Origin of the sequence: Nocardia sp. NPDC060255, from assembly GCF_042727395.1 — a bacterium.
Lineage (GTDB): Bacteria > Actinomycetota > Actinomycetes > Mycobacteriales > Mycobacteriaceae > Nocardia.
On the sequence record NZ_JBHXAU010000017.1, the window covers coordinates 34,222 to 49,311 of the forward strand.

14 protein-coding genes are annotated in these 15,090 nt (G+C 67.1%); 6 read left to right on the forward strand and 8 right to left on the reverse strand.

Going from position 1 to position 15,090, the window contains the following annotated elements:
* The first annotated feature begins 20 nt into the window (after positions 1 to 20).
* Genes rarD through ACFWF1_RS27710 form a run of 3 tightly spaced genes read left to right on the forward strand, consistent with a single transcriptional unit; the run spans position 21 to position 1,692 of the window.
* Positions 21 to 944 (forward strand): EamA family transporter RarD, encoded by a 924-nt coding sequence (gene rarD, locus ACFWF1_RS27700; protein ID WP_379287157.1) that lies wholly within the window; start codon positions 21 to 23, stop codon positions 942 to 944.
* A gap of 18 nt (positions 945 to 962) precedes the next feature.
* Positions 963 to 1,247, forward strand: a complete 285-nt coding sequence (locus tag ACFWF1_RS27705; RefSeq protein WP_379287155.1) for a type II toxin-antitoxin system VapB family antitoxin — start codon at positions 963 to 965, stop codon at positions 1,245 to 1,247.
* The gene (locus tag ACFWF1_RS27710; protein WP_379287153.1) at positions 1,234 to 1,692 is read left to right on the forward strand and encodes a type II toxin-antitoxin system VapC family toxin; all 459 of its coding nucleotides are present in this window, start codon (positions 1,234 to 1,236) and stop codon (positions 1,690 to 1,692) included. The genes ACFWF1_RS27705 and ACFWF1_RS27710 overlap by 14 nt, the downstream gene beginning before the upstream one ends.
* A gap of 65 nt (positions 1,693 to 1,757) precedes the next feature.
* On the opposite strand, the gene ACFWF1_RS27715 is transcribed toward ACFWF1_RS27710, so the two are convergent.
* From ACFWF1_RS27715 to ACFWF1_RS27735, 5 genes are all read right to left on the reverse strand, one after another.
* The gene (locus tag ACFWF1_RS27715) at positions 1,758 to 2,288 is read right to left on the reverse strand and encodes a hypothetical protein (RefSeq protein WP_379287151.1); all 531 of its coding nucleotides are present in this window, start codon (positions 2,286 to 2,288) and stop codon (positions 1,758 to 1,760) included.
* Positions 2,289 to 2,579: 291 nt separating this feature from the next.
* Positions 2,580 to 5,936 carry an arabinosyltransferase domain-containing protein gene (locus ACFWF1_RS27720; RefSeq protein ID WP_379287149.1) on the reverse strand — a complete coding sequence of 1,119 codons (3,357 nt, stop codon included), beginning with the start codon at positions 5,934 to 5,936 and terminating at the stop codon, positions 2,580 to 2,582.
* A gap of 158 nt (positions 5,937 to 6,094) precedes the next feature.
* Positions 6,095 to 6,598 carry a hypothetical protein gene (locus ACFWF1_RS27725; RefSeq protein WP_379287147.1) on the reverse strand — a complete coding sequence of 168 codons (504 nt, stop codon included), beginning with the start codon at positions 6,596 to 6,598 and terminating at the stop codon, positions 6,095 to 6,097.
* A gap of 195 nt (positions 6,599 to 6,793) precedes the next feature.
* The gene (locus ACFWF1_RS27730) at positions 6,794 to 8,113 is read right to left on the reverse strand and encodes a DNA polymerase IV (RefSeq protein WP_379287222.1); all 1,320 of its coding nucleotides are present in this window, start codon (positions 8,111 to 8,113) and stop codon (positions 6,794 to 6,796) included.
* A gap of 161 nt (positions 8,114 to 8,274) precedes the next feature.
* Positions 8,275 to 8,616, reverse strand: coding sequence for a TfoX/Sxy family protein (locus ACFWF1_RS27735; RefSeq protein WP_379287146.1), 342 nt, complete (start codon positions 8,614 to 8,616; stop codon positions 8,275 to 8,277).
* 256 nt (positions 8,617 to 8,872) lie between these two features.
* Between ACFWF1_RS27735 and ACFWF1_RS27740 the strand changes: the two genes are divergently transcribed.
* Entirely contained in the window at positions 8,873 to 9,757 is an 885-nt protein-coding gene (locus tag ACFWF1_RS27740; RefSeq protein ID WP_379287144.1) for a UTP--glucose-1-phosphate uridylyltransferase, read from the forward strand.
* A 67-nt stretch (positions 9,758 to 9,824) separates the two neighbouring features.
* Here ACFWF1_RS27740 and ACFWF1_RS27745 read toward each other — a convergent pair whose 3' ends face one another.
* Positions 9,825 to 10,328, reverse strand: coding sequence for an NlpC/P60 family protein (locus ACFWF1_RS27745; protein WP_379287142.1), 504 nt, complete (start codon positions 10,326 to 10,328; stop codon positions 9,825 to 9,827).
* 268 nt (positions 10,329 to 10,596) lie between these two features.
* On the reverse strand, positions 10,597 to 11,247 hold the full coding sequence (locus ACFWF1_RS27750; protein WP_379287140.1) for a TetR/AcrR family transcriptional regulator: 651 nt from the start codon (positions 11,245 to 11,247) through the stop codon (positions 10,597 to 10,599).
* 41 nt (positions 11,248 to 11,288) lie between these two features.
* Here ACFWF1_RS27750 and ACFWF1_RS27755 point away from each other — a divergent pair, with 41 nt between their 5' ends.
* The gene (locus ACFWF1_RS27755; protein WP_379287139.1) at positions 11,289 to 11,705 is read left to right on the forward strand and encodes an ester cyclase; all 417 of its coding nucleotides are present in this window, start codon (positions 11,289 to 11,291) and stop codon (positions 11,703 to 11,705) included.
* Positions 11,705 to 11,863 carry a hypothetical protein gene (locus ACFWF1_RS27760; protein WP_379287137.1) on the forward strand — a complete coding sequence of 53 codons (159 nt, stop codon included), beginning with the start codon at positions 11,705 to 11,707 and terminating at the stop codon, positions 11,861 to 11,863. The genes ACFWF1_RS27755 and ACFWF1_RS27760 overlap by 1 nt, the downstream gene beginning before the upstream one ends.
* A 45-nt stretch (positions 11,864 to 11,908) precedes the next feature.
* Here the strand turns inward: ACFWF1_RS27760 and ileS are convergent, their stop codons facing one another.
* Positions 11,909 to 15,040 (reverse strand): isoleucine--tRNA ligase, encoded by a 3,132-nt coding sequence (gene ileS, locus ACFWF1_RS27765; RefSeq protein WP_379287136.1) that lies wholly within the window; start codon positions 15,038 to 15,040, stop codon positions 11,909 to 11,911.
* Between the last annotated feature and the right edge of the window lie 50 nt (positions 15,041 to 15,090).

Here is a 15,090-nt window from a genome sequence, read left to right on the forward strand (position 1 = left end):
TGAGAAGTAGCGTCGGAAGCGTGCAGCGGAGCAGGTCTATCCCGGGTGTTGCGTTCGGTATGAGCGCGTTTTTCCTCTGGGGTTTGTTCCCCGCGTTCTTCGGGTTGCTGGCGTTCGCCAGTGCGGCGGAGGTGGTCGCGCAGCGCATCCTGTGGACGTTGCTGGTGGTGCTCGCGGTGCTGATGGTGTCCGGACGGTTACGCGAGCTGCGTGGCATCGGCGCGCGGATCTGGCGGCTGGCCGCGGTGGCGTCGGCGGCGATCGCGATCAATTGGGGCGTGTACGTGTACGGCGTCACGTCGGGACATGTCGTGGAGTGCGCGCTGGGGTACTTCATCAACCCGCTCGTCACCGTCGCGTTCGGCGTGCTGATCTTCCGCGAGCGACTGGCGAAGGCGCAGTGGGCCGCGCTCGGGCTCGGCGCCGCCGCGGTGGCGGTGCTCACCGTCGACTACGGCAGGCCGCCGGTCATCGCGCTGATACTTGCCTGCTCGTTCGCGACGTACGGCCTGGTGAAGAAGGTGATCCCGCTGGACGCGTTGCGCGGCATCGCCGCCGAGGGGGTGGTCGCCGCGCCGTTCGCGCTCGCCTTCGTCATCGTGCTCGCGGTCACCGGCCGCAGCGAATTCGGTTCCAGCGCAGGGCATGCCGCGCTGATGCTGGCCACCGGCCCGGTCACGCTGGTCCCGCTGCTGCTGTTCGCCGTTGCCGCGCAACGGGTTCCGCTGTCCACCATGGGCCTGCTCCAGTACCTCACCCCCGCCCTCCAGATGGCCTGGGGCGTGGCCGTGGCGCACGAACCCATGCCCGCATCCCGCTGGGCGGGTTTCGCCCTCATCTGGACGGCCCTGGCCATCTTCACCGCGCACGCCCTGCTGCGCGCACGCCGCACGCATCGCGAGGGGCGCGACTTCGTCCAGAACTCTATGCAGAAATCTGCATGAGGGGGTACAGTTCTCTGCATGCGGACCACCCTTGATCTGGACGATGCGCTGCTTCGCGCCGCCAAACAACGGGCGGCGCGGGATGGCCGGACCCTGACCAGTCTTATCGAGGAGGCGTTGCGCATGTTGCTCGAAGAACTCACCGAGCGTGACACGGCCAAGATGGACATCGCCCTACCCACCTACGGTGGCGACGGACTCCAGGTCGGCGTCAACTTCGGCGACTGGAAGACCGTCCGAGACGCCGACTACGAGGAGGACGACGCGCGGCTGCGATCGGCACTGACCGATGCTGCTACCTGACGTCAATGTCCTGGTCTATGCCTACCGAGTCGAGTCGCCCGACCACTCTGACGTCCATGCGTGGCTGACCACACTGGTGAACGGGCCCGCCACCTTCGCACTGAGCGAACTGGTGCTCAGCGGATTCGTTCGGGTAGTGACCAACCCGCGCATCTTCCGGACGCCGACACCACCGGACCAGGCCCTCGAATTCACCGAAATCCTGCTCGGCGCACCGAATTCCCGGCCTGTACGTCCCGGGCCTCGCCACTACGAGATCTTCGCGGACCTATGCCGCGCGATGGACGCCAGAGCCAATGATGTTGCCGACGCGTACCACGCCGCGTTGGCCATCGAGTCCGGCAGTGAATTGGTCACGTGTGACCGTGGTTTCGCTCGGTTCCCCGGTCTTCGCTGGCAGCATCCGCTGCCGGCGAAGACGAAAGGCAAGCGCGCAGCCAGGTGAAGACACGAGACGGGTCCGCCGAGTATGCGACTTCGACGGACCCGCTCGATTACTCGACCAATTCCTCAGAGCGGCAGGACCTCCAGCGTGGACGTGCCGTGGGCTTCGCTGGCGCCGCCGAGCAGGCAGACATCGCCACTGAAGAGGGAGGTGTATTCACCGACGCCGGTGTAGTGCTGGTTCGCGAACCAACTTCCGCCGGTAACGGTGCCGGTCCAGGTGAAGGCCCTGGTGCCGTCCTCACGAGGCACCGTCGACACGAGGCCGGTAAGCGTGCTCGTACCGTCCGGGCCACCCGGGCCGGGATCGAACCACGTGTCATGTTCGGTGACGGCCTGTTGCACGATCTGCTGCGTCTTCAGTTGCAGGCAGCTGGTTTCGATGGTGGCCGAGCCGCCATAGGTGCCGTTGAAGGCCCGCAGGCTCGGCGGCAACAGCACCACCGAGTTGCAGGAATAGTTACCCGACCAGGTGATCGTTGTCGTTCGCAAGGTGTTCGTCAGTGGCGGACTGAAGTGGTAGTCGATCGGCCCGTCGCAGACCGCGTTCCTCGGCGACGGTGACGCGGAGGCCACGCCCGGCCAGACGACAGGCAACAGAGCAACCGCAGCGAAGGCGGTCGCGGTCGCAGCAACACGCGATCGCCTATGAGCGCGAGCACCAGACGTGACAGTCATGGCCTGGCAATCCGAAGTGTTCATGGTGTTTCTTCGTTCTCCTGGTGCCGCCGACTTCGACTACCAGTACTTACCAGCAGAATCCACGGCACGTGATGTAGATCACATCGATAAGATCGAATACTCCGTTACACCAGTGCAAACCCGCGTCAGCACAGCACAGCCGGGTCCATGCGGCCGCGCACAGACCCAGCCGACGAGATCCGTTCGCTACCAGTCGGTGTTGATGTGGCCGGGGGTCCAGGTGCCCCAGCGTTGGGTTTTGTCGATGGTGACGTGTGCGGGCTGGGCGTTGGGGTCGAGTGGGAGGTACTGCTCGATCGAGCCCCAGTCCCGGTCCCAGTCCTTGTCCAGATAAGTGGGCAGGGCGCGAGCGGTGAAGAGCAGTTGGGTCCAGCCGAGCGGGCCGCCACCGTCGTGGGCCTGCCAGAGGTTGGTGATGGTCGCACCGTTGCGGTCCGGCAGGATTCGGTACGCGGGCAGGTCGCCGACACCCGCGTGCGTGGGAACGAGGTTCTGGCAAGGGAAGTTCAGGCCGACCTCCCAGTCCAGCAGCACCGGTGTCCGCGAACCGACCACGGCGGTCATGGTTTTCGTCTGCGGCACGCGCGGCGGGGTCACCGCAAGCCACTGGTCCTTGCCGAGATCCTTGTCGCTCGCGACGATCCGGACGACGTCCGCGTCGCCGGGCAGCTGGTCGAATGGAACGCGCACGTTGCGCCATGTCGGGGACGGCCCGATGTCGATCGGGTCCACACTGCCGAGCGCGGTAGCCGTGCCGTCGGTTCCGGCGCGGCCGTACTCGACGCGCAGGTCCTGACCGGGATGCACGATGCCGTCGCTGTCGACGTGGCGGATCCGCCCGGCGACCGCGATCGAGATGATGTCGCCGCGACTTCCGTTGGTGGCGTTGGGAAGTCGATACCACCCTGATGTCAGCTCGGCCGGCACCTGGGTGCCTTCCCGATAGCTACCGAGCACCGGGGTTGTCGCCGGATCCAGGCCGTAGGGCAGCGGGACACTGCTGCCGTTGATGCCGGCACCCGACGTGCCGGTCTCGGACCCAGGCGATTTCGACCCGGCCTTCGGATCAGCCTTGTCCCCGGAGTCGGCGCTGGCGACGGAATTCGCCTTGCCCGTGGTGGATTCGACCTCATCAGAGGTGAGATCGGTCGCCACCCCGTTCGGCGTGAAGCCGGTCGCGTCGGCACCGGCGAGCGCCGTCGCGGCAGAGCCTGCCAGCGGGCGCAACATCGACGCGTTGGGATCTGTCTCGATCAACACGTCGTCGGCCATCCCGCAGCCGCCGGAGAAGGCCGCGGACAGGTTCGATTGCGCTATCGAATACGACGGGTACTGCGCCACTGCCGCTTTCGCGAACGACACCACCTCGAACAACACCATGGCGGCTGCGACGACAGCGAGCACGGGAACGCGCGCGATCCAACCCGGCACCAAGCCGAGACGCGGTCGGGGGGCGGCAGGAGGCGTAGCCGACGGGGTCGGCGAATACAGCGACTCCGGGCGAATGTGGAACCAGGCCGCGACCGCAAGCGCCAGCACCGAAAGCCCCGCGGCGAAGGTCGACAGTCCGAAGCCCGCGAATGTCGGCGGCTTGTCCCACCACGGAATTCCCCACGCCGACACGTACCAGTAGCCGTTGGCACCGACGAAGGTCAGCGCCATCGCGAAGAAGACACCGGCGGCGAACAGTGCCCGGTTGCGCAGCGGGCGCGTGACGGCGGGACTGATCGATACAGCGGTCAGTGCTGCGACACAGGCGGCCAGTCCCGCGAAAACGCCGAACTGGTGGGTCCACTTCGTCGGCGAGAACATCATCAACACCATTGCGGCGACGGTGATGCCGATGAGTCGTCGCCCGGGTCCGAGGGCGGTCCCCGGAATACGCCCGCCCCGGCGCAGCATCGTGACCACGCAGACCACCAGGCCGATCAGCATCATGAACATGCCGAACCGCCGGGTGATCCAGCCATCGGAGTTGATCTGCAGCAGATACTGGTAGCGCAGGAACTCGAAGAACCAGGACTCGCCGGGGCCGATCCTGCCGTGCACATAGAACATCTCGCGGGCCCCGGCCAAGGTCCGATCCGCGAACACCACGGTCAGCACGACCGTCCCGGCCGCGAGCACGGGTAGTAGCAGCGTCAGATAACCGGAGTTCTTGGCCCGCTGCACGAGCACCGCGGTCATCGTGCGTGCCCCGGCGGCAAGCGCGCCGAGACAGATCAGTCCCGACGGCGCGCAGGTCAACGTGAACGCCGCGATGATGATCGCGAACGCGTACGGCAACAGTCGCCGGGTGGCGATGGACCGCTCGACCGAGGCCCAGGTGAGGATAACGCCAAGCGCCACAAAAGGTTCGGCGCGCAAGCCATTGTTGTAGGGCAGCCAGAACGCGAGGAATACCAGTGCGCTGGTCCAGATGACGATCGCGTTGGCGCGCAAGGCAATACCGAGCCGGGGCAGGATCTCGCGGCTGATCACCCACCAGGCGACGACACCAACGAGCAAGGTGGGCAACCGAACCCACGGACTCGCCGACGACACGTGGGTCAGCAACGAGATCATGTCGGTATACGGCGTGTAGAACGGCCCCTCGTCGACACTGAACCAGCGGTAGTAGTTCGACATAAAGCCGGAACTCTGTGAGGCGCGCGCCATCCCGAGGATGTAGCCGTCATCGGAGGTGTTGGCGCCGATGAAGTGCCACACCAGCAGCGTCGCGAACACCAGGTAGTCCGGCGGCTGCAACCGCCACCACCGGGTGGGCAGGAACCGTCGCGACCTGCGGCCGTCGAGGCTGTCCAAGCGATACAGCGCCACCAGCGCAACGAGTGTCGCCAGCGCGGCGAGCGCGATCATGGCCTGCTTCAGCAGCGTCGGTGACGACGAAAAACGGGAATCGACTTGCACATTCACGTGCAGTCCGGCCGGCGCCGCGCCGGTGAGCTCACTGAAGACGCCGACGACCTGCGGGCGGATATCGCTCGTGAACTGCTTGTCCGCGTCCGCGAGACCGGGCGCCGACACCGTGGTCTGCTTGGTGTTCATGTCGATGCCGACCGAGCAGGACTGATCGCGGACCGCACTCAACGGCGACGACCACAGCAGCATGTTGCGCGACACCACGTCGACCCGGCCCGGGCGATCCGGCGCGTCGGCGACGACTTTGACGACGAATCCGTAGCGCTCCGCGTCGGGTGACTGATGCGGAATCGTCGACACCACAACGCCGCCCGAGCCCGCGAGAGCGCCGAACGCCGCGCACGGAATCTCGGCGGACAGAGTCATCGGCGCGTAGGTCAACAGTGGCGAGGTCACCGAGGTGACCGCGGCCGTCTGCGGCCACTGCACGCTGGACTGGTCCTGGCGGACCGGCAGGAACGGAAGCGACACCGCGGCGAGGACCGCGATGGCCCCGCTGATGAGAGCCAGCAACTTCAGGCGGCCGGAGGCGGTCCCCGCAGGGCGCCCCGCCGGATCCTGCTGATCTCCCCGCTGTGCCGAGGGTTGGGCGGACTCACGCACAGCGTCACTGACAGTCACGACGGTGGATGCTAGCGCGAAATCATCGGACGACACAGAGTCCCAGCTACCGGCACCCGAATCACCAACTCAGCCTGCACATTCGGCAATCGAGCGGTACCGGGCAAAACGGCCGTTGCCGCGGCCGACTCGCAGGGAGTCGGCCGCGACGAAGCGTTTTAGCCGCAGGCCGTGGAGGTCTGGCCGAGGTTGGTCAGCATGGCGCAGGCCCAGGACTTCTGGATCTTCCACTTGCCGTTGTCGGCGACGAACGGCACGTCGACGATGTTCTCCTGGCCGTTGACGACGAACTTGGCCTTCGCGTTGACGCTGTCGCCGAAGCTGGAGACGTCGGTGACCTCGATCTTCACGTCGGCACCCTTGGCGGCCTGGGAAAGACGATCGGGCAGGGTCGGGTCGGCCTCGGCGCCCTGGACGCCGTCCAGCTTCTCCGCCGCCGGGACGGACGGGTCGAGCGCGCGGGCCAGCGCCGTGTTCAGCTCCGCGGGGGTCGGGATGGGCGGCAGGTTCGCGGCGTTGGCCGACGCAGACGCGCTAGCGCTGGTCGACGTCTTGGCGGCGGGCTTGCTGTCCTTGTCGTCACTGCTGCATGCGGTCATGCCCAGCGCGGCAACGACGGCCAGGCCGGCGATCGCGATGCGGCCAGTCTTACGAAGCTTCAACTGCTCGTCCTTTGCGTTCGAGTAGGTCCGTGTCATGTCCACCAATGGCAGCCTCCACCCGACCGGCGGCGCTGCACGAGCTCCCAGGCTACCGGCACAGCAGAGAACCGCGTGGACCCACACGGGACAGACTGATGTCGTCGGCAGCGAACGTACGCGGTGGGCTCGGCGATGTCGAGCCGTTCGCTGGCCGCGTCACCGCAGACTGTCCAGCGGATCGGCTCTGGTCAGGCTCGGATCGTCGGCCGGGAAGGTGCGGGCCGGGCCCGGGCCGGTCGAGCGGGTCTCGAAGCGGACGGTCACCACGCCGTAGCCGCCGCCCTGCACCCAGCCGTGGCCGTGCTCGGGATGTTCGACGTCCATGCCGGGGTGCCAGAGCGGGACCGATAGCGGGGTCGTGCGCGCCGCGGGCTCCCCTGCCGCGTTGTCTTCGGCAGGAACGGTGGTCTGCTCCCAGTCCTCGGCGACCGGCGCCTGATCCAGTTCGGGAAACAAGGATTCCTGTCGCACGGTGGACAATCCGCCGTAGCCGACGCCGACCAGCCGGATCGGGCCGAGCTCGGCCGGGTCGATCGCCGAACGCTGCGCGGCGGTGGTGAGCGTGACGAGGTCTTCGGTCGCGTACGGCAGGGTGAACGAGCGCGTCACGATGCTCATGTCGGATTTGCGTAGCTTGAGCACCACGGTGCGGGCGGCGCGACCATCCTTGATCAGGCGGCGATGCGCGGCCGCCGCCATCGATTCGATGGCCGGGCGCAGGTGCGCCAGCGTGACGATGTCGGTCTCGAAAGTGGTTTCGGCGCTGATCTGTTTGGCCTCATTGCGTTCGGCCACCGGCCGGTCATCGATGCCGCGGGCCAGCCGGTGCAACGCGGCGCCGACGCTGCCACCCAGGATCGACATCGCCTCCGATTCCGGTAGCGCGGCGAACGCGCCGACCGTCTCGATGCCGAGCGAGCGCAGCTTGTGCTCGGCCACCGGGCCGATCCCCCACAGCTTGCGCACCGGCAGGGCGGCCAGCATCTGTGGCTGCTCGACCGCCGAAACCACCCGTACCCCATCGGGTTTGGCGAGGGCCGAGGCGATCTTGGCGAGTTGCTTGCCGGTGCCCGCGCCGACCGAGGCGGTCAGGCCGGTGCGTTCGAGTACCACCGCGCGCAGTTCCTCGCAGAACTCCTGTACCCGGGCCACCGTCGCGCCGGCCAGTTCGGCGGGCTCACCGAACGCCTCGTCGAACGACAGCGTCTCCAGCACCGGGATCCGGCTGCGCAGCGCGTCGAACACCTGCCCGCTCAACGTGCCGTACACGACGCCGCGCGGCGGCACCACCACCGCGGTGACGCCGACCAGCCTGCGCGCCATATGCATCGGCATCGCCGAACGCGCGCCGTACACCCGCGCCTCGTAGCTCGCGCCCGCGACCACGCCGCGCCCGCCGGTGCCGCCGACCAGGACCGGCCGCCCGCGCAAGGTGGGCCGGGTCAGCTGTTCGACGGACGCGTAGAACGCATCCATGTCGATGTGCAGCACCCAGCGGCGAGCCGTGCTCTGCGCGTCGGCGCGCACAGAGCTCCCCACATCGACGGCAACGCTCCCCACATCGGGTGGTACCGCGCCCCGCACGTCGGTAGGGACCGCGCCCCGCAGGTCGATGCGCCAGCGCGGATGCTGCTCGCTCACCGTGGTTTCGCCGAGGGTTTCCTGGACTTGGGTACGCGCACCGGCAGCTGGTCGGTGGTGCGCTGCACGAACTGTCCCAACCAGGCCGAATCCGCCAGTCGCGGGGCAGGCACCCGGTAGTAGTCCTTGGCGCCGGGATACGGCGGCGCCAGCCAGGATTCCTCGGCGTAGTCGGTCGCGACCGCGGTGGGTTTCACGAACAAATGATCGTCGGCGATCAGCGCGACCAGCTTGTCGTCGCAGTACAGACCGTACTCACCGAACATCGCCCTGGCCCGCACATCCAGCGGCTCGAGCTGCTCGAGAATGTCGGCGACAATCGCCTTGTCGGTACTCACGAACGGAAATCTACGCCCGGGCACCGACAGATCCGGACAGGTCCCGACGCTGGGTAGTCACTACGTACTTGCTGTTGATTTCCTGTCGAGAGCACAAGCGGCCTATCACCCGGCGAACACCAGACCTCGAGCGGACAACCGGCCCACGACCTGGGCGGATATCGACCGCGCCCACGCACTACACGGCTTCGGTAAACAGTTGACGAAGCACGGGGACCGCCCTTGCGGTCCAGCTTCGTATGTGATGATCGGACCCATGAAGATCCGCAAGGCCGTGATCCCGGCCGCCGGTATCGGTTCCCGGCTCCTCCCGCTGACCAAGGCCATCCCGAAGGAGATGCTGCCGGTCGGCGACAAGCCGGTCATCGAACATACGGTCCGCGAGCTGGTCGCGTCGGGTATCACCGACATCACCATCGTGGTCAGCAGCGGAAAGTCGTTGATCCAGGACCACTTCCGGCCCAACCCGGCCCTGGTGGCGCAGCTACGCGCGGACGGCAAGACCGCATACGCCGACGCCGTCGAAGAGGTCGGCGAGCTGTCCAGGCTCGGCCACATCACCTACCTGGACCAGCACGGCCCCTACGGCAACGGCACCCCGGTGCTCAACGCGGCCCGCAATCTGGGCGACGAACCGATGCTGGTGCTGTGGCCGGACGACGTGTTCGTCGCCGATGTCCCGCGCGCCCAGCAGCTGATCGACGCCTACGAGACGACCGGCGCCCCGGTGCTCGCGCTGATGCCGATGGACCCGGCCGAGTCGCAGCGCTACGGCGTGCCGGTGGTCGCCGACGACCAGGGCAACGGGCTGCTGCGGATCACCGGCCTGCGGGAAAAGCCCAAGCCCGAGGACGCGCCGTCGGACTTCGCCGCGATCGGCGGCTACGTGGTCACCCCCGGCATCATCGACGAGCTGCGCACCCAGACCAGGGCCTGGTACGAGCACCGCTCCGGCGAGGTCTACCTGACCGACGCGATCAACGTGCATGCCGCCGACAACCCGGTGTTCGGCCAGGTGATCCAGGGCCGGTGGTACGACACCGGCAACCCGGCGGACTACCTGGTCGCCCAGTTCGCCTCGGCACTGGCCAATCCGAAGTACGCGCCGGTGCTGCGTAGCCTCGTCGAAGAGACCGACTGAGCCGTACTGATCCTGTTGTCCCGCACCGGAATTCGCATTTATTTTCCGGTGCGGGAAGTTGTGCGGGCTAGAAGCGCCGAATCGCGTAGATGTCGAACTGGCGCAGCGGGCTGAGCCCGACGGGGACGCCCCAGTCGTAGGCGTTGAAGATCTGACCGAAGCCCGCGTAGATGCCGACATGCGAGCCGTCGGTGTTCAGCACCACCACGTCGCCGGGTGAGAGCGCGAAGAACGGGACGGGCGCGCCCGCTCTGGCCTGCTCCCATGTGGTGCGCGGGATGTTGACGCCGACCTGCCGGAACGCCCACTGCACCAGGCCGGAACAGTCCCAGGCGAACGGGCCGGTGCCACCCCACTCGTACGGCTTTCCGGTCTGCGATGTGGCCGCCGCCAGCGCACCTACCCCGTGCGAGCTGGGCAGCGGAATCGCGGCCGAACCGGAGGCGGACAGGGATTCGGCGCTGCCGGTCCCGCTCCCGGTGTCCGACCAGCCCGGTCCGGCCAGGAGCAATGTCGCGGCCGTGGCTAGGAGGAATCCGAAAGCGATGCGACGCAAGGGTTTTCTCTTCACGTGCTCGTCCCTTCCGGCGGCCCGGCGTGCGGGTCACCGTCCGGCGGTCCCGGCTGACGCCTGGGTCGAGCAGCGTCATCCATGAGGAGCCGCAGCCGCTGGGTTCACGAACTCACTGCTGCCCCAGAAGTCGATATCTGCAACAACAGCACCAACTCTGATTCTGCCGCGCGGCTCGGACCTGCGACAACAGTTCAGCAAATTTCTAGCATGTGATCTACATCACATTGATGATTAATACTGGCAACTCGTTGCCGCGGTGCGGCCTTCACACGGGTCGCGCCTCGGCCACCGCGGCGCGCACCAGCGCGCGGGCCGCCCAGCTCATCGTCTCGGTGGCCGCTTCGGGATCGAGCCCGCAGGTGTCGCGCGTGGAGACCAGGGCTTCGACGCCGAACACCAGCACGACCGCATTGACCAACCGCTCCAGCCGCTCGGCCGAGAGCGTGTCACGCAGCGGCTCCAGCGCGACCCGCGCCATCTCCAGCCGGGTCACCCCGCGCACCGGAACCCGTTCCGCCTCAGGCACATCGACCTGACCGAACCAGCGATCGAGGGTTGCCCGGAGTACGCCACGCCACACCACTTCGTCCGCGAACTGGAAGGCACAGCACTCGCGCACCACCCGGTCGATGCGGGCCTCCACATCGTCGGGCAGGTCGTCCAGGAAGTCCGGATGGCCGCCGGTGAACCCGGCCTGGCGGGTGGCCATATCCGACCACAGCGACTGCGGATTCGGGAAGTACCGGTACGCGGTGGCGGTGGAGACCTTCGCGGCCTCGGCGACCTCGGCGATCGACGGCGAGTGACCGTTGCGGGCGAGTTCGAGCGCGGCGTTGATGAGGGCTTCCCTGGTGCGCATCTTTTGATTGGCCGCTCGACCGCTATTGAGAATCTCGTCTCGCCGTGAGAAAGTCATCTCACCACGATAGCAGAATCTCACTACGGAGGGCGTGTGTCATGACCAGAGAAGAGATGGACGAGCTGTTCGAGCGGCACTGTGCGGCCGAGGCAGCCAACGATGTGGACGCGATCATGGCCACGCTGGCCGATGAGGTCGAGCACGACGCCGTCGGCGATCCGCAGGGCACGCTGCGCGACCCGGCCGCGATCGCGCAGCGCTACCGCGACCTGTTCGAGGCGATCAGCGAGGACAAGATGGAGTCCATTCACCGGTATTACGGCGAGGACTTCTTCGTCGACGAATCCGAGTGGCACGGCAGGGCGACCGGCATGTTCCTCGGCGTCCCCGGCAACAACCGGCCGATCAGCTTCCGGATACTGCACGTCTGCGAGGTCCGCGACAACAAGATCAGCCGGGAGAACGTCTGGCTGGACTCCGCCGCGATCATGCAGCAGTTGCTGGCACCGGCCTGATGGGTGCCTACAAGGCGGCCAAGCGCGGGGTCGCGGCGCAGCAGCAGGAGCGACGCGACCGGCGCTGGGACAGCGTGATCGCGCACTGGGCGCCGCCGCCCGGGAATTACGCGACGGCGCGACCGGCCCAGCCCGGCCCGGGGATAGCGCCGAAATAGTAAGGGCGGGACCGACTTCGGCCCCGCCCCTGCTATGTCGAACCGTCAGGCCTTGGTGACCTGAGCGCGCACTCCGCCGACCAGGTCGGCGGCGTCGGCACCCACGTCGCCGAGGGTGAGGGTGGTGGCGAGGATCTCGCCCGCGATCAGGTCGCGGTGCGTCTCGGCCCACGCGGCCCGGTCCGCGGGCACCGCGAGCACCACGGTGATCCGGTCGGACACGTCCAGCCCCAACGACTTCCGGGTCTCCTGCAGATCACGGATGAGGTCGCGGGCCCAGCCCTCGGCCTCCAGCTCCTCGGTGACCACCGAGTTCAGCACCACCAGGCCGGCATTGCCGGGCAGGGCGGCGGTGGACTCCGGTTCGGCGGCGACCAGTCGCTGCGTGTATTCCTCAGGGAGCAGGGCGATTCCGGCGGCGGTGACGACGCCGTCGGCGCCCTCGGACCATTCGCCCGCCTTCACCGCCTTGATCACCGTCTGCACGTCCTTGCCGAGGCGCGGGCCTGCGGCACGGGCGTTGACGACCAGTTCGAACCGGCCGTGCACGGCGACGTCGGTGGTCAGGTCGACCTTCTTGACGTTCACCTCGTCGGCGATGATGTCGGCGTAGGGCGCCAACCGCTCGGCATCGGCCGCGGCGATGGTGACCTCGGCCAGCGGCAGCCGCACCCGCAGGTTCTGCGCCTTGCGCAGGCTCAGCACCGTCGAGCAGACCACGCGGGCCTCGTCCATCGCGGCGACCAACTCCGGATCGGCGGGCAGCTCACCGTCTTTGGGCCAGTCGGCCAGGTGGACCGATTCGCCGCCGGTGAGTCCACGCCAGATCACCTCGGTGATCAGCGGAAGCAGCGGCGCGGCCAGCCGGGTGACTACCTCGAGCACCGTGTGCAGCGTGTCCACCGCATCCGGTTCCTCGCTCCAGAAGCGCGAACGCGACCGGCGCACATACCAATTGGTGAGCGCGTCGGCAAAACCCCGCAACTGATCGCAGGCACCGGCGATGTCGTAGGTCTCGAACGCCTCGGTCATCGCGTCACGGGTTTCCGCGAGCTTCGCGAGGATGTAGCGATCCAGCACGTGCGGCGAATCCGTGCGCCAGGTACCGGGTTTCGAGGCGTACAGCTGCAGGAAGGTCCATGCGTTCCACAGCGGTCGCAGCGCATGGCTGACACCCTCGCGGATGCCGCGCTCGGTGACGATGAGGTTGCCGCCACGCAGGATCGGCGAGCTCATCAGGAACCAGCGCATCGCGTCGGAGCCGTCCCGATCGAACACCTCGTTCACGTTCGGGTAGTTGCCCTTGGACTTGCTCATCTTCAGTCCGTCGTCACCGAGCACGATGCCGTGCGCGACAACGGTTTTGAAGGCGGGACTGTCGAAAAGGGCGGTCGAGAGCACGTGCAGGTTGTAGAACCAGCCCCTGGTCTGCCCGTTGTACTCGACGATGAAATCGCCGGGGAAGTGGTTGGCGAACCACTCCTTGTTCTCGAACGGGTAGTGCACCTGAGCGAACGGCATGGAGCCGGACTCGAACCAGCAGTCGAGCACCTCGGGCACCCGGCGCATGGTCGACTTGCCGGTCGGATCATCGGGATTCGGGCGAGTCAGCTCGTCGATCATCGGCCGGTGCAGATCGGTCGGGCGCACACCGAAGTCACGCTCCAGGTCATCGAGCGACCCGTAGACGTCGGTGCGCGGGTAGGCCGGATCGTCGGACACCCACACCGGGATCGGGCTACCCCAGTAGCGGTTGCGGCTGATGTTCCAGTCCCGCGCGCCTTCCAGCCACTTGCCGAACTGGCCGTCGCGCATGTGCTCGGGCACCCAGTCGATCTGCTGGTTCAGCTCGACCATCCGGTCGCGGAACTTGGTAACCGCGACGAACCAGGACGGCACCGCCATGTAGATCAGCGGCTGACCCGAGCGCCAGCTGTGCGGGTAGGAGTGCTCGATCGTCTCGTGCCGCAACAGCTTCCCGGCGGCCTTGAGGTCCTTGATGATCACCGGGTTGGCGTCGAACACCATCAGGCCCTCGTACGGCGGCACCATCGAGGTGAACTTGCCGCCCAGATCGAGCGGTTGCACGATCTCGATGCCGTTGGCGGTGCAGACATCCATGTCCTCTTCACCGAAGGCCGGTGCGAGGTGCACGATTCCGGTGCCGGAGTCGGTGGTCACGTAGTCGGCGTTCAGCACGCGGTGCGCGCGCGGGTGGCCGAGGAAGAAGTCGAACGGCGGCGTGTAGGCCAGGTCGGTCAGCGCGGCGCCGTCGAACTCGCCGAGCACCTCCGGCTCGTCGCCGAACTCGCGGGTGTAGTGCGACACGCGTTCGGCCGCCAGCAGATAGCGCTTGCCGTCGGCGCCGCGCAGGTGCACGTAGCGCACATCGGGGTGCACGGCGATCGCGAGGTTGGACGGCAGGGTCCACGGGGTGGTGGTCCAGATGATCGCGTTGGCGCCGTCGAGCGCGTGCAGCGGATGCTCGGCGGGCACGCGCAGCACCATGTCGACGGTGACCGCCGGGTCCTGGCGCATCTTGTACGCGTCGTCGAGGCGGGTTTCCTGATTCGACAGCGGCGTCTGCTCGTACCAGCTGTAGGGCAGCACCCGGAAACCCTGGTAGATCAGGCCTTTCTCGTGCAGCGACTTGAACGCCCACATCACCGACTCCATGAAGTCGAGATCAAGAGTCTTGTAGTCGTTGTCGAAGTCGACCCAGCGCGCCTGACGTGTCACATACTCGCGCCATTCGTTGGTGTAGCGCAGCACGGAAGATTTAGTGGCCGCGTTGAATTCGGCGAGGCCCATTGCTTCGATCTGTGATTTGCCCGTGATACCGAGCTGCTTTTCTGCCTCGAGCTCGGCGGGCAATCCGTGACAATCCCAGCCGAAACGCCGGTCGACACGCTTACCGCGCATCGTCTGGAAACGCGGGACAAGATCTTTGACGTATCCGGTGAGCAAATGCCCGTAATGCGGCAGACCGTTGGCAAACGGCGGTCCGTCGTAGAAGACGAACTCCGCTGCCCCGGAACGGTTTTCGATGCTCGCGCGGAAGGTGTCGGCGGCCGCCCATGCGTCTAGCACGCGGCGTTCCATCTCGGGGAAGGCCGCTCCGCCGCCGACGCCCAAGTCGACGCGCGGGTATGCGCTGTTGCTGGAAGTTTCCGCCATGGCGGATGCATCTCCTCGTGCCGTTTCCGTTGGCACGGGGACGATGCCGG

What these genes read in the sequence shown, in the direction of transcription:
- ACFWF1_RS27705 (WP_379287155.1), top strand. Translation starts at nt 963, where the DNA reads ATGCGGACCACCCTTGATCTGGACGATGCGCTGCTTCGCGCCGCCAAA.
- ACFWF1_RS27710 (WP_379287153.1), top strand. Translation starts at nt 1,234, where the DNA reads ATGCTGCTACCTGACGTCAATGTCCTGGTCTATGCCTACCGAGTCGAG.
- ACFWF1_RS27730 (WP_379287222.1), bottom strand. Translation starts at nt 8,113, where the DNA reads ATGGATGCGTTCTACGCGTCCGTCGAACAGCTGACCCGGCCCACCTTG.
- ACFWF1_RS27740 (WP_379287144.1), top strand. Translation starts at nt 8,873, where the DNA reads ATGAAGATCCGCAAGGCCGTGATCCCGGCCGCCGGTATCGGTTCCCGG.
- ACFWF1_RS27750 (WP_379287140.1), bottom strand. Translation starts at nt 11,247, where the DNA reads ATGACTTTCTCACGGCGAGACGAGATTCTCAATAGCGGTCGAGCGGCC.
- ACFWF1_RS27755 (WP_379287139.1), top strand. Translation starts at nt 11,289, where the DNA reads ATGACCAGAGAAGAGATGGACGAGCTGTTCGAGCGGCACTGTGCGGCC.
- ACFWF1_RS27760 (WP_379287137.1), top strand. Translation starts at nt 11,705, where the DNA reads ATGGGTGCCTACAAGGCGGCCAAGCGCGGGGTCGCGGCGCAGCAGCAG.
- ileS (WP_379287136.1), bottom strand. Translation starts at nt 15,040, where the DNA reads ATGGCGGAAACTTCCAGCAACAGCGCATACCCGCGCGTCGACTTGGGC.